Raw genomic sequence first — 14326 nt, 5'->3', positions numbered from 1 at the left:
TCTGAAACCGGAAGTCTCAGGAAAACTGAAGTAGATATGTTGTGAGTATTTTGCATTTTCTATCAGAAATAATGAGGTAAACAAAAAATTTCAATAGTGATAACCCCAGTACTTGTTTTTCACACTGCAATAGTACAAAATAAAATCCTTTTGACAGGCCATCTTTCGTGAAGGATTTGTTAAATTTGTAACATTCTTATTTTCTAAAACAGAGGAATGCAGAGAACGGAAGTTGTATTTTCCCTGGAAGAAGGGGACAGGTTTAAGGAAAAACTACTTTTATGGGCGCAACAACATACCGAGGTAATATGGCTGGATAGCAATAATTATGAGCATTTGTATCCTACATTTGATGCCGTACTGGCCGTAGATGCCCTCACCGCCATAAAGACCGATTACCACCACGCTTTTGACGATTTAAAGGAATACCAGGCCACCACGGCCGACTGGATATTTGGTTACCTGTCATATGACCTGAAGAACGATGTGGAACGATTAACGTCAGCAAACACAGATCATCTGGACTTTCCGGACCTGTATTTCTTTCAGCCCAAGAAGATCATTTTTGTCAAAGGGAATACCGCGAAGTTTTGTTATATGCCTATGGTAGATGATGAAGCGGAGGAAGATTTTAAAAGTATCCGGAAAACAACTAGCGAAAGTACCGTACACCCGGAACGGATAGGGAAAGAAGATATTAAAGCAAGAATACCCAAAGAAGCGTATCTGCAAAAAGTAGCACAGTTACTTGCACATATCCGCAGGGGAGATATTTACGAGGCCAATTTCTGCCAGGAATTTTATGTGCAAGGGAAGTCGCTTGATCCCGTACCTGCTTTTTTCAGGCTTAATGCCATTTCCCGCCCTCCATTTGCCGCCTGTCTGAAACTGGAAGACAAATATCTTTTGTCAGCCTCCCCGGAGCGGTACCTGAAAAGGACCGGCAACCGGGTAATATCCCAGCCGATAAAGGGTACGGCAAGACGTGCGGAAACTCCGGAAGAAGACCGGAAATTGAAAGAAGAACTGGAAAATACCCCTAAAGAACGCTCGGAGAATATTATGATCGTAGACCTGGTGCGTAATGATCTGTCCGTAACGGCAAAAAAGGGAAGTGTCCGGGTAGAAGAATTGTGCCGGGTATATACATTTGAACAGGTACATCAACTGGTGTCTACCGTAGCGGCAGAAGTAGAAGACGGTGTTTCGTCCGTAGAAATATTGCGCTCCACCTTTCCTATGGGAAGCATGACCGGGGCACCTAAGATATCGGCCATGAAGATTATCGAACAACTGGAAGCAACCAGACGGGGGCTTTACAGCGGGGCAGTGGGATATTTTACCCCATCGGGAGATTTTGATTTTAACGTGGTTATCCGAAGTATTCTTTACAACAAAGCCAATCGTTATATATCCTTTACAGTAGGCGGGGCCATTACGGGGGAATCCGATCCGGAAAAGGAGTACGAAGAATGTATGCTGAAGGCAGCAGCTATGCGAAAGGTGCTGGAGGAATAAAACGGAATGCGATAAATTATATAAAAGTTTTGGGACCTTTGATGTTTTACGGTGTATAACTTGTGATGAGCACAGATGTGAAAACAGAGCAGAACACCGGATTTTTAGCTTTGCCGAAGAACTGTTATTTTAGCCGGATGTTACGATTGTTTGAAGAACATATAGAAAAGGAATTCCCGTTTTTAAAGCGAGCCCGGTTGCTGGTTGCCATCAGTGGCGGTATAGACAGTGTAGTGCTGGTCCGGCTTTGCCATGCAGCCGGACTGAATATAGCGCTGGCGCATTGTAACTTTCACCTTCGCGGAGAAGACAGTGACGGAGATGAAAAGTTTGTACGGGAACTGGCGGAAGAACTCAGGGCCGATATTTACGTAGATCATTTTCAGACCGGGGACTATGCCCGAACAAAAGGTACATCTATACAGATAGCTGCCCGGGAACTCCGGTATAACTGGTTTGACCGTTTGCTGAATGGAGGGAAAGGGGAGTACCTACTTACCGCACATCATGCTGATGATAACCTGGAAACTTTTCTGATAAACCTGTCCCGCGGGACAGGAATAGAAGGCCTGTCCGGTATTCCGCCTGTGAACGGGAAGATAGTGCGGCCGTTGCTTCCGTTTTCCAGGCAACAGGTATTCGGCTGTTTGCAGGAAAATAACTGGCCGTGGCGGGAGGATAGCAGTAATGCCGATACCAAGTACCTCCGGAATAAGATCCGCCACAATATTGTCCCGGAACTAAAGACATTATCGTCTGATTTTCTACAGCAGTTTGCGCGTACCCAAAGACATCTGGCCGAATGTGAAGCCATATTGATGAAGCACGTGGAGGAAATCCGGAAAGATATAATGCGAAAAGAAGGAGAGCGGTGGATAATTTCCGTAGAAGAGCTGAATAAGTTGCATCCGCACGAATCCTACTTCTATTACCTGTTTAAGGACTTCTCCTTTCCGGTGGACGAGGTCCGGAAATTGTTGAATGCCATGTCAGGGAAACAAATTACCTCCGGTAAATTTATTATGCTGAAAGACAGGGGAAACCTGTTTATAGAACCATTAAAAAAAGAAGAAAACTCTTGCTTTGTCATCGATGCCGGAACGGAAGAGGTCCGGAACCCGATACATTTGTGGTTTTCAGAAACGGAAATCACCGGAAACCACGATAAAAATACGGTAGTAATTGATAAAGATAAGTTAAACTATCCGCTGAAATTGAGAAAATGGGAAAAAGGCGATTATTTTTACCCTTTTGGAATGACTAACCGCAAGAAACTGAGCAAGTTTTTTAAGGACGAAAAGGTATCGGTGCTGGATAAGCAAGCGGCATGGTTATTGTGTTCCGGTGATGCCATAGTCTGGGTTGTGGGTCACCGTCTGGACAACCGGTACAAGGTTACCCCGGAAACAGTAAATATACTTTATGTTTCGGCAGATCTTAAAGCCGATCCCGAAACCAGAATCCGATAGCACAAATAAAATCAAAACCTAACATCTAAAATCTCACTTCTAAAATCTAATATCTGATAATGAAACATATTTTTCCCATCCTGATCGGATTGTTTTTTATAACCTTTTCTCCTAAGATACTGGCACAGGCCGAGAAAGTAAACTGGGATACTTCCGTAGAGAAGATTTCGGATACGGAGTACGAACTGGTCATCACAGCTTCCATTGTAGAAAACTGGCACCTGTACACAACAAGTATTCCCGAAGGCGGCCCCATTCCGACTTCTTTTAACTTTGAAGGAGCAGGAGAGGATTTTGAACTGGAAGGAGGTATCCTGGAAAGTGAAGCTCACACGGAATACGACAATATTTTTGATATGGAACTTTCCTATTTTGACGGGAAGGCCGTATTTAAACAAAAGGTAAAATTACGCAATCCGGAAGTTAAGGCCATACAGGGGCTGGTGGAATACCAAGCCTGCGATGACAAAAGTTGTATCTTCTCCGATGCGGACCTCGCCTTTTCCCTGGATGGAGGAAAAGCGGCGGTAAAACAACTGGAAGTGGACGAAAAAAGCGCCCTGCTTTCCAAAAAACTGAAACTGGACCTGAAAAACCCGGAACTACTGAAAGGAGAAGAGCAAGGAGAGGGAGGTGGCAACAGCCTGGCCGGGATTTTCATCCTGGGGTTCCTGGGAGGCTTACTGGCGTTACTGACTCCCTGTGTATTCCCTATGATACCGCTTACCGTTTCGTTTTTTACGAAGCAGTCCGGAACCCGGAAGAAAGGAATTTCCAATGCCATACTTTACGGCGTATTCATAGTGTTGATCTATGTATTGCTAAGTCTGCCATTCCACTTTCTGGATTCCCTCGATCCCGAAATACTCAATACCATTTCTACAAACGTATGGCTTAATATAGCCTTCTTTGTCATTTTTGTGTTCTTTGCCTTTTCCTTCTTCGGGTATTATGAGCTTACCCTTCCCAGTTCGTGGGGTAATAAGATGGATTCGGCCTCGGGTATGGGAGGGGTTATCGGCATCTTTTTTATGGCATTGACTTTGGCTATAGTCTCTTTCTCCTGTACCGGTCCTATTTTAGGATCGTTATTGGTAGGATCGCTCACAGCAGAAGGAGGAGCCACACAACTTACTGCCGGGATTACCGGTTTTGGTTTTGCACTGGCCTTACCTTTTGCTCTTTTCGCTCTTTTTCCGAACTGGCTCAATTCCCTGCCGCGTTCCGGAGGATGGATGACCACGGTAAAAGTGATACTTGGATTCATGGAACTTGCCCTGGCCTTTAAGTTTCTCTCCAATGCAGATCTCGTACAACACTGGGGTATACTGAAACGGGAGATATTTATAGGTATATGGGTGGTAATTTTTGCCCTGATGGCCCTTTATCTTTTCGGGAAGATCAGGTTCCCGCACGACGGTCCGTTGAAGAAACTCAGCTTTTTAAGGGTGAGTACAGGCGTTCTGGTAACCGCTTTTGTGATCTACCTGATCTCAGGAATATTCGGAGGTCATCTCAAACTGCTCAGCGGTTTCCCACCCCCTACATTCTACAGTGTAAAACAGCAGGAAAGTGATTGTCCCCTGGGACTGAATTGTTTTAAGGATTTTGATGAAGGCCTGGAATACGCGAAAGCGAATAATAAACCCATTTTGCTGGACTTTACCGGCTGGGCCTGTGTAAATTGCCGGAAGATGGAAGAAAACGTATGGAGTGTTCCTAAAGTGTATGAAATTCTGAAGAATGATTACGTGCTTATTTCCCTCTATGTAGATGACCGTAAGGAACTCCCGGAAGAAAAACAGTTTAATTATCAACTGGAATCCGGACGGGTGAAGAAAATCCGGACCATCGGGGAGAAGTGGGCGACCTTCCAGTCCATTAACTTCCACACGGCATCACAGCCTTATTACATTATCATGACCCCCGATATGGAATTGCTCGGACCACCACAACAGTATACGGATACGGACACCTATCACGACTGGTTGAAGACCGGAGCAGAAAGTGTTAAATAAGAACGCCTTTTTTACAAAACAGGAAAAGTACGGGGATAACCGTGCTTTTTTTGTTATATATTTACTCTTTTCTAATGCATTACACAAATAAAATTCTAACAATGAAGAAATTTTCCGTTCTGTTATTTACATTATTTGTCTTTATCTCCTGTATAGCGCAGGAATATGATGTAAAGGCACATTACGATAAGCAGGAAGTGGCCATTACCATGCGCGATGGTATTAAACTTCACGTTACGATCTACAGTCCAAAGGACAAATCCAAAAAATATCCGGTTGTTCTCCAACGTACGCCCTATAGCTGTGCACCTTACGTAGAGGGACAATATCGTTCCAAAATAGGGCCTAACGAAACCATGATGAAAGAAGGGTACATTATCGTGTACCAGGATGTAAGAGGCCGTTGGAATAGCGAAGGGGTATATGACAACATGAGAGCTTATATTCCCAATAAAAAAGGGAAACAGACCGATGAAGCTTCCGACACCTACGACACGATCGACTGGCTGGTAAAGAATGTAGACAACAATAACGGCCGTGTAGGTGTATGGGGAGGTTCGTATCCCGGATTTTATTCTACGTATAGCCTTCTCGACGCGCATTCTGCACTGAAAGCCGTATCCCCGCAGGCTCCTATAGGAGATTTTTTCTTTGATGATTTTCATCATAACGGGGCTTACATGTTGAGTTACTGGAGAGTAACCCCGTTGTTCGGGCATATGAAAGACAAGCCCACTACCGAAGCCTGGTACGAACTTCCGGACCTGGGTACACAGGACCAGTACCAGTTTTTCCTGGATGCGGGCCCGTTGTCTAACCTGGACAAATACTATAAGGAAGATAATGTGTTCTGGCAGCAGTTAAAAGACCATCCGAATTACGATGATTTCTGGAAGCCGAGAGGTATTATCCAGCATCTGAAGGATATAAAACCTGCCGTAATGGTAGTGGGAGGATGGTTCGATGCGGAAGACCTTTACGGACCGTTGTCCACTTACAAGACTATGAAGAGCAGTGACAATTATAATACTATCGTTATGGGACCGTGGAGCCACGGCGACTGGATAAGGTTAAACAAACGTCAGGCCATAGGTAATGTGTATTTCGGTGATGATATATCCAAATTTTACCAGGAAGAGATAGAGACAAAATTCTTTGATCATTTCCTGAAAGGAAGTGGGGACAAGAATTCCGGTCTGCCCGAAGCGTATATGTTTGATACCGGGAAACACGAATGGCAGAAATTCGATACCTGGCCACCGGAAAATACCAGCAAAGAAGTGTATGGTATGGGAAGGAATCAAAGTCTGTCACAAGTAATGACTATGGAGTTTTCGTATCAGGAATTCATAAGCGACCCCAAAAAACCGGTACCTTATTCCGAAGATATTAAAGTGGTCTTTACCCCCAGAAAATATATGACGGACGATCAGCGTTTTGCAGCGCGAAGACCGGATGTGCTGGTTTTTGAAACCGGAGTTTTGGAAGAAGATATGACACTGGCCGGGGATATTCTTGCCAGGCTGAAAGTGTCCACCACCGGGACCGATGCCGACTGGATCGTCAAGGTGATCGACGTATTTCCCCCGGATGCGGAAGATTACGAAGAAACACAAGATTACCTGAAAATGAGTAATTACCATATGATGGTGCGCAGTGAAGTGATGCGTGGTCGTTTCCGCAATAGCTTTGAAAAACCGGAACCGTTCGTACCGGATGAAGTGACCGATGTAAACGTAAAATTGCAGGATGTGTTCCACACCTTTAAAAAAGGACACAAAATACAAGTGCAGGTACAGAGTACATGGTTTCCCCTGATCGACCTGAACCCGCAAACCTATGTAGACAATATTTTCTACGCTAAAAAGGAAGATTTTCAAAAGCAAACCCACAGGGTATATAATTCCTCTTCCATTGAGTTTACCGTTTTAAAAGAAAACGAATAATCTATAGACTGCTATACCCGAAGCCCAGGGACTCCTCCCAGTGGCTTCGGGTACTGTTTTTGAGGCCTTTACCGGCTTCTGATTCTTACCATCAAATTTTAATAACCGACCATGAAAATACATATGAAAACAATGCTGTCCATTTTATTAATTGCTCTGAACATTTTCCTCCTAAAGAGTGCCCCCGATCCGGAAGACACCCGGCTTTTATCCCAGCCCGCAATGAGCGACACCCATATAGCGTTCATCTATGCCGAAGATCTTTGGGTTGCTGGTAAAGACGGCTCCAATCCGCTTAGATTGACTATAGATGAGGGTGTGGAGTCCGCCCCGGTTTTTTCCCCTGACGGTTCCATGATAGCCTTTAACGCCGAATATGACGGCAATACCGATGTATATATAGTTCCCGTAACCGGGGGCGTACCGCGACGGCTTACCTGGCACCCCTACAATGATATGGTAAGAGGGTTTTCTCCCGATGGGAAAAACGTTCTTTTTGCCTCTCAACGGAATACTTTTACCAACCGGTACACCCAGTTGTTTACCGTTGGTGTGGATGGCGGAAAGGTAACGCAGCTGGATATTCCCAATGCCTTCTGGGCCACGTACGCACCGGACGGCGGACATATTGCCTATACACCTTTAAGGGATGTATTCACCCAATGGAAACACTATAGGGGAGGTACCATTTCACGGATATGGCTTTATGATACAGGTGATCATTCTGTAGTGGAAATCCCGAAACCGGCCGGTGGGTGTAACGATACCAATCCGGGATGGATGGGATCGAAAATCTACTTCCGCAGTGACAGGAACGGCGAATTTAACCTCTTTTCCTATGATACGGATACGAAAGAAGTAAAACAACTGACCGATTATAAAGATTTTCCGGTAATGAGCCTGCATGCGCACAACGGGCAAGTGATCTATGAACAGTCAGGATATCTTCATGTTTATGATGTGGTCAGTAGTGATAGCAAGCGTCTTAAAATAGGCATAGGTACAGACCTGTTGGAACTGCGTAAGCGATTTGTATCCGGCGCGAACTATGTCCGAAGCGCCTCTGTCTCACCATCAGGGGCCCGGGCAGTTGTAGATTTTCGCGGAGAAATCGTGACCGTACCGGCCAAAAAAGGAGATCCGTTGAATATAACCAATACCCCTGGAGTACACGAAAAAAATCCGGAATGGTCACCGGACGGAAAATCCATAGCATATTTTTCCGATGCAAGCGGGGAATACGCATTGCATATCAAGAATAAAGAAGGAAAAGGAGAAGCGAAGGTGATCAAACCGGGGGGAACCGGATTTTATGCCTATATTCACTGGTCTCCCGATAGTAAAAAACTGTGTTTTTCAGATAACGGAAGAAACTTTTATCTCGCGGATGCCGCATCCGGTAGAGTGACAAAAATCGCTTCGGACGAACGATATGTTCCGGGAGCTTTCCGGGAATTGTTCGGTGATTGGTCTGCAGATTCCGACTGGATCGCTTATACGGTAATTACCGATACCCACTTTGAAAGAGCATACCTATATTCGGTAAAAGACGGAAAATCTTATCCGCTTTCCGACGGATTGTCCAGTGTTTCCAGTCCCGTATTTGATCCTTCCGGCAAGTATTTGTACATGCTGGCCTCAACGGATGCGGGTCCGGTATTGAACTGGTTTGATCAGTCTTCAATAGATATGGAGATGAACAGTTCCATATATCTTGTTACCCTGCAAAAAGACGTAAGGTCACCTTTTGCCCGCGAAAATGATGTGGAGGAAACCGGGGAGGATAAGACGGATAAAAAGGATGACAAAGATGAGAAAGAAGAAGAGAAAGAAAGTGCCGTTCCGCAGAAGATAGATTGGGAGGGGATAGAACATCGTATTGTGGACATTCCTGTACCGGCAGGGATGTATGCTGATCTTGGTATAGCCAAAGAGGGAGAACTCTTCTACCTGGCACGGGCTCCTCATGGTGGGCCCGCCATGCTGCATAAATATGACCTGAAGGAAAGAAAAGATGAGGGAATTATGGAAGCGGATGCTTATGTAATTGCCGCCAAAGGTGAAAAAATGTTGTATCGGAGTAAGGGAAAATGGGGAATAACTGATATGGGGAAAAAACCGGAAAACGGTAGTCTGAATGTAGATGCTATACAGGTTAAGATAGACCCGGTAGCCGAATGGAACAATATTTTTGAAGAAGCCTGGAGGGTGAACCGCGATTATTTCTACGATCCGGGAATGCAGGGGGCAGACTGGGAGGCCATGCGGGAAAAATACCGGATATTCCTGCCTGACCTTTCCTGTCGTAGTGACCTGTACCGGGTAATGGAATGGATGTTCAGCGAACTTGCCGTCGGGCATCACCGTTTTCAAAGTACAGGAGACCGTTTGCACAAGCCGGAATCCGTACAAGGCGGATTACTGGGCGCCGATTATGAAGTGGCAGGTAACCGTTATAGTTTCAAGAAAATATACGGAGGACTTAACTGGAACCCTGAAATGAGATCTCCGTTGACCGAACCCGGAGTGGATGTCCGTGAAGGAGATTATCTTCTTGCGGTGAATGGCAAAGAAGTAACAGCCCAAGATAACCTTTACAGCTTTTTTGAAAATACTGCCGATAAAATTGTGACGCTGACGGTGAACAGTTCCGATAGCCAATCCGGTGCCAGGGAAGTCAAAGTCACTCCCATAGCCTGGGAATGGGCTTTGAGGAACCGGGACTGGGTAGAAAGTAATATGAAAAAAGTACACGAAGCGACCGATGGACAAGTAGCCTATGTGTATGTGCCGAATACGGCAGATGCCGGACACGAATATTTTAAGCGGTATTTCTTTCCCCAGGCTAATAAAAAAGCGATTATTATCGACGAACGATTTAACGGTGGGGGCTACCTGGCGGATTATTATATAGATATCCTTAAGAGGCCGGTACAGGCCTATTGGAATTTCCGTTACGGCATGGATCTGAAATCGCCCAGTGCTTCCATACAAGGGCCCAAAGTAATGCTGATTGACGAAACAGCCGGGTCCGGAGGGGATTTTCTGCCGTGGATGTTCCGTAAGTTTAAATTAGGGAAACTTATAGGTAAACGTACCTGGGGCGGACTGGTAGGGATACTGGGCTTTCCCGAATTTATTGACGGGGGATCGGTAACCGCACCGAATGTTGCTTTTTATAGCGAAGAAGGCTTCCGGGTTGAAAACGAAGGGGTAGCTCCCGATATTGAAGTGGAGCAATGGCCCGAGCAGGTTATACAGGGAAAAGATCCGCAACTGGAAAGGGCTATTGATGAAGTGATGAAGGAATTAAAGGCAAATCCTCCTAAAAAAATGGAACGGCCTGCTTACCCTGTTCGGGTGAAAAAGTAAACACAATATTTCAAAATGATATACTCCGTCCTTTCCCGTTTTATACCAGAAAGAGGCGGAGTTCTTTTTAGTCGCCGAAAAAGGATCTCATCATGATCCGGAGGCTTATAAAAGCCATAACAATAGCCCCTATGGCCGCAAGAAGTCCCAGGATCAGTACCGGCCAGTAAAACGAATGTTCCTGGTTTTTGAAGGCCTGGTAAATAATTATAGGAGCGCCGAACATCAGCATGAGGGTGTAAGCGAAATATTTAAGGCTTTTCAGGAATAGTTTTCGGTCTGTTCGTCTCAAGGTCTTGTTTTTTCGGTTATTTTTCAGATAGGTACGCTTTTATCGCGCTCCTTACGTTTTTATACCTGTTCAAAAGGCTTTCGGCTTCTTCCCTGGGTACAGTCAGTTCTTCCATGAGCATTCTTACCCCGCGATCTACGAGCTTTATATTGCTCAGTTGCATATCCACCATTTTATTTCCTTTAACACGTCCTAATTGTATCATAGCGGTGGTAGAGATCATATTCAGGATCAGTTTTTGTGCTGTCCCGGCCTTCATACGGGAACTCCCGGTAACAAATTCCGGGCCCACAATAGCTACAACAGGATATTGTGCTACGAGAGAGAGGGGGCTACCTTCATTACAGGTTATACAGCCGGTAAGGATACCGTTTTTATTACATGCCTCCAACCCGCCTATGACGTAGGGGGTAGTGCCGGATGCAGCGATACCGATAACTACGTCCAGGGAAGAAATATCGTATTCGGATAGGTCTTCCCAGGCCTGTTCCCTGCTGTCCTCCGCATTTTCCACAGCTTTGCGTATGGCTGTATCACCACCGGCAATAAGCCCCATTACCAATTGATGGGAGACTCCGAATGTAGGCGGACATTCCGAAGCATCGAGGATACCCAGTCTGCCACTAGTTCCCGCGCCGATATAAAAAAGGCGTCCGCCGTTTTTCAATCTCTTCGCTATTTGTTCGACCAGGGCCTCTATTTGGGGAATTGCTTTTTCAACGGCCAGGGGAACAGTTTTGTCTTCTTTGTTTATATTGGCCAGGATCTCGTTTACCGACATTTTTTCCAAATTGCGGTAGTTGGAGTCCTGTTCCGTGGTTTTTATAAAATCCATAGTACGTATATGAGTGCGATATATTATTTCTTAATTCGCTTCGGATGTTTTAGATATCGAGGTCAAATTCTTTGCGAAGAGTTTCTATCAAAGGATTGGTTTGCATGAGTTTGACATATTTTTCCTGGGGAGTGAATGCATATTTTCGTTCGATCTTTTCATTTACGGTAACCTGCAGGCTTATGAAGTGGTTCCGAAGTTCTGTTTTTAGGTATTCCATGAGCGGGAACTGGTCCCGTTCCACTTCCTTTTTCATGGTGTCGTTAGGCAATTCGATCCATATGGTATTGTCATTTTTCAGTTTGGGCCGGTCCGTTGCCAGGTTGGAAGCTATGATCTTTTTTCCCTTATCATTCATCATTTTCACATAGTTGTCCCAGGTCTCCTGCATTTCTTCTTCGGTAAAAGATTCCCGCGGCAGTTTAGATTCGTCTACATGGGTTTCCTTTTTGTTCTTTTCCAGTTCTTTTTTCGCTCTGATGCTGGACAGGGATAATCCGGAAACGTGTTTTTTACGGATATCTATAGTGTTGCTCTGTACCGGGCTGTCATGCCTAGGTTCCTGTACTGTGGTAAAAGTTTCCTGGGCCTGGGATGTAACGGTATTTTCTGTTTCTGTTTTCGGAACGGTGACTGTGGTAACCGGAGCGGAATTATTTTGTCCGGGTACTGTTTTCTCCACAGGGGTAGATGTGATCGCTTTTTTGTCCACAGTTCCGTTTTGCCGGAAATGAGATGGGGGAATTATGAAGTGTGTGTCATTTTTTTTTTCTCCATCGAAAGTGATGGAGGCAAGCTGCATTAGGCTAAGTTCTACGAGCAGTCTCTGGTTTTTGCTCGTTTTGTAATTGAGATCGCAGGTGTTTGCCAGTTCTATTCCTTTCATGAGGAAGGGCATGGATGCTTTCCGGGATTGTTCCAGGTAACGCTGTTTCGCTTCATTACCGACTTCCAGTAGTGGAATGGTGGCTTCATTTTTACAAACCATCAGGTCACGGAAATGGGAGGCCAGTCCGGCAATAAAATGGTGGCCGTCAAAACCTCTTGCCAGGGTTTCGTTAAAATCTACGAGTAATTGCGGAATATTGTTTTCCAGTATGAGGTCGGTCGCCTTAAAATAGGTGTCATAATCCAGTACATTAAGGTTCTCCGTAACTGCCTGGCGGGTTAGGGATTTTCCGGAGAAACTTACTACCCGGTCAAATATCGACAAGGCATCGCGCATGGCCCCGTCAGCTTTCTGTGCTATAATGTGAAGGGCATCATCTTCTGCTTCTATGCCCTGGTTTTCGGCAATATACTTTAAATATTCGGCGGCATCCCTTACGGTAATGCGCTTAAAGTCAAAAATCTGGCAACGGGAAAGAATCGTTGGTATGATCTTGTGTTTTTCTGTGGTTGCCAGGATAAAAATGGCATGCTTCGGCGGTTCTTCAAGGGTTTTCAGAAAAGCATTGAAAGCCGCCTGAGAGAGCATATGCACCTCATCTATAATATACACTTTATATTTTCCGGTCTGCGGAGGTATACGGACCTGGTCGATAAGGTTCCGGATATCGTCTACCGAGTTATTGGAAGCCGCATCGAGTTCAAAAATGTTAAAGGCAAAATCCTCTTCCGGATTTTCCACACCGTCCTGGTTGATCTTTTTTGCCAGAATACGGGCACAGGTGGTTTTTCCAACCCCTCTCGGGCCGCAAAACAGCAAAGCCTGTGCGAGGTGATTGTTATCTATGGCGTTCAGCAGGGTGTTGGTAATGGCTTGTTGTCCTACGACATCCTTGAATGTCTGGGGACGGTATTTACGCGCAGAAACCACAAATTGCTCCATAGAAAAATATTTACTTCACAAAGATAAAAATTGCGTTTATATTTTAGGGGAAGAGAGGGTTTTTTTACCGGGAATTGTTAATAAAGTTTATGAATGAAACAGGGATAAACCAGCAACGAGGCACCGCGAATTATAGATCATAGATGAAAAGTATAAACAAAAATGTCCCGCACAAAGGCGAGACATCAAAGTATTTATGTACGAAGAGAAATGATTTATATCACTGGTTCCCAAGAATAATGGGCATTCCATCTTTCCCGGAGCCGATAACAATTACCTTCGAATTCGGAGATTTGGAAAGTTCTATAGTGGCCTGTATACCCTTTTCCTGGAGTACTTTATCCGTCAGGGAGGCACTTAGTATCTTGTTGGCAGCGGCTTTACCCTCAGCATCTATGCGTTGGCGTTCGGCTTCTTTTTCAGCTTTTTCCAATCGGAATTCATATTCAAGGGTTTCCTGTTCCTGCTTTAATTTTGTTTCAATCGCAGTTTTGATGGTAGGAGGCAGGGTGATGTCCCGGACCAGGATTTCATTTAACTGCACGTATTGTTTGTCCAGTATTTTCTTGGTCTCTTCAAATATCTCTTCCTGAATGGCATCTCTTTTGGTAGAATACAACTGCTCCGGGGTGTATCTCCCCACTACACTTCTGGCCGCCGACCGGATTGCCGGGAGAATGACATCAGTGATATAGCCTTCTCCTCTTTCCTGGTGCAGGGAGCCTAATTGTTCTCTAACAGGCTGATGCCATGCTGTGGCATCCAGTCCAATTTGCAATCCGTTTGAGGAGAGCACTTGCATTTTTTCAGAAAGTTCCTGTTGTCTTACATTGTATACATGGACTTTATTCCAGGGTAAAACCCAATGAAAGCCTTCACCCAAGGGAGGTTCGTCCGTGACAACACCACCTCCGAATGTCTTGTACAATACTCCGGCCTTTCCGGAATCTATGCTTGTGGTGGATTTAAAAATGAGAATTATTAGAATTACAACACCTATAATAATAGGTAAGCCTATTTTTGGTAATCTGTCCATTTTCTATAT

General features: G+C 44.9%; 9 protein-coding genes. 5 read left to right on the top strand and 4 right to left on the bottom strand.

From position 1 onward, the window contains the following. Positions 1-216: 216 nt before the first annotated feature. The 5 genes from pabB (at position 217) to ACVBDY_RS03580 (ending at position 10323) form a co-directional block, all read left to right on the top strand. Positions 217-1518, top strand: coding sequence for an aminodeoxychorismate synthase component I (pabB, locus tag ACVBDY_RS03600; protein WP_447174100.1), 1302 nt, complete (start codon positions 217-219; stop codon positions 1516-1518). Positions 1519-1655: 137 nt separating this feature from the next. After that, the gene (gene tilS, locus ACVBDY_RS03595) at positions 1656-2987 is read left to right on the top strand and encodes a tRNA lysidine(34) synthetase TilS (protein ID WP_447174099.1); all 1332 of its coding nucleotides are present in this window, start codon (positions 1656-1658) and stop codon (positions 2985-2987) included. A 59-nt stretch (positions 2988-3046) separates the two neighbouring features. After that, positions 3047-5005 carry a protein-disulfide reductase DsbD family protein gene (locus ACVBDY_RS03590; protein WP_447174098.1) on the top strand — a complete coding sequence of 653 codons (1959 nt, stop codon included), beginning with the start codon at positions 3047-3049 and terminating at the stop codon, positions 5003-5005. 101 nt (positions 5006-5106) lie between these two features. Next, on the top strand, positions 5107-6951 hold the full coding sequence (locus ACVBDY_RS03585) for a CocE/NonD family hydrolase (RefSeq protein ID WP_447174097.1): 1845 nt from the start codon (positions 5107-5109) through the stop codon (positions 6949-6951). A gap of 123 nt (positions 6952-7074) precedes the next feature. Beyond that, complete coding sequence (locus tag ACVBDY_RS03580; RefSeq protein ID WP_447174096.1) at positions 7075-10323, top strand: S41 family peptidase; 3249 nt, start codon at positions 7075-7077, stop codon at positions 10321-10323. A gap of 67 nt (positions 10324-10390) precedes the next feature. Here ACVBDY_RS03580 and ACVBDY_RS03575 read toward each other — a convergent pair whose 3' ends face one another. The 4 genes from ACVBDY_RS03575 to ACVBDY_RS03560 all read right to left on the bottom strand — a co-directional run bounded on the left by ACVBDY_RS03575 (position 10391) and on the right by ACVBDY_RS03560 (position 14317). After that, a complete protein-coding gene (locus ACVBDY_RS03575; RefSeq protein ID WP_447174095.1) occupies positions 10391-10615 on the bottom strand; it encodes a DUF6095 family protein in 225 nt (74 codons plus the stop codon). A 16-nt stretch (positions 10616-10631) separates the two neighbouring features. Beyond that, positions 10632-11450, bottom strand: a complete 819-nt coding sequence (gene murQ, locus ACVBDY_RS03570; protein ID WP_447174094.1) for an N-acetylmuramic acid 6-phosphate etherase — start codon at positions 11448-11450, stop codon at positions 10632-10634. Between the two features lie 49 nt (positions 11451-11499). Then, a complete protein-coding gene (locus tag ACVBDY_RS03565; RefSeq protein WP_447174093.1) occupies positions 11500-13281 on the bottom strand; it encodes a DNA polymerase III subunit gamma/tau in 1782 nt (593 codons plus the stop codon). A gap of 220 nt (positions 13282-13501) precedes the next feature. After that, a complete protein-coding gene (locus tag ACVBDY_RS03560) occupies positions 13502-14317 on the bottom strand; it encodes a prohibitin family protein (protein ID WP_447174092.1) in 816 nt (271 codons plus the stop codon). Positions 14318-14326: the final 9 nt, after the last annotated feature.

This window comes from Sinomicrobium halophytocola (genome assembly GCF_052983395.1).
This window is presented reverse-complemented; position numbering and strand designations above follow the sequence as displayed.